Raw genomic sequence first — 795 nt, 5'->3', positions numbered from 1 at the left:
TCAAGCAGGAGCGCGACACCAAGTTCCGTGACACGGTGGTGTCGCTGGTGCTCGACAATTCGGGTTCGATGCGCGGCCGGCCGATCACCGTCGCGGCGACCTGCGCCGACATCCTGGCGCGCACGCTGGAGCGCTGCGGCGTTTCGGTCGAGATCCTCGGCTTCACCACCCGCGCTTGGAAGGGCGGGCAAGCGCGCGAGAAATGGCTGAAGGACGGCAAGCCGCCGAATCCCGGCCGGCTCAACGACCTGCGCCACATCATCTACAAGTCCGCCGATCATCCATGGCGGCGCGCCCGGCGCAATCTCGGGCTGATGATGCGTGAGGGCCTGCTCAAGGAAAACATCGACGGCGAGGCGCTGCTTTGGGCGCATAACCGGCTGATCGGCCGGCCCGAGCAGCGCAAGATCCTGATGATGATCTCGGACGGCGCGCCGGTCGACGATTCCACCCTCTCGGTCAATCCGGGCAATTATCTGGAGCGGCATCTGCGGGCGGTCATCGAGCTGATCGAGACGCGTTCGCCGGTCGAGCTTTTGGCCATCGGCATCGGCCACGACGTCACGCGCTACTACCGCCGCGCCGTCACCATCGTCGACGCCGAGGAACTGGCCGGGGCCATGACCGAGCAACTCGCCTCGCTGTTCGGCGAGGAAAGCGCGCGCGACACGCGCCGCGGCGGGTTGCGGCGCGCCGGATGATGTTTTCGGGGCGGCGTGCGCGGCGGACGCTCTTCGCCTGCGTGCTGATCTGCGCCTCGCCGGCCATTGCCGCCCAGAGAGCTCCCGTCGAGAC

1 pseudogene is annotated in these 795 nt (G+C 67.8%); it reads left to right on the top strand.

The features are described from left to right. Positions 1-701 (top strand): annotated as a pseudogene (locus EOA28_RS37360) (cobaltochelatase subunit CobT); the annotation flags it as partial. Positions 702-795: the final 94 nt, after the last annotated feature.

Source organism: Mesorhizobium sp. M2A.F.Ca.ET.067.02.1.1 (assembly GCF_004023285.1).
GTDB lineage: Bacteria > Pseudomonadota > Alphaproteobacteria > Rhizobiales > Rhizobiaceae > Mesorhizobium.
Note: the sequence above shows the minus strand (reverse complement) of the source record. Positions and strands in the feature narration are given on the sequence as shown.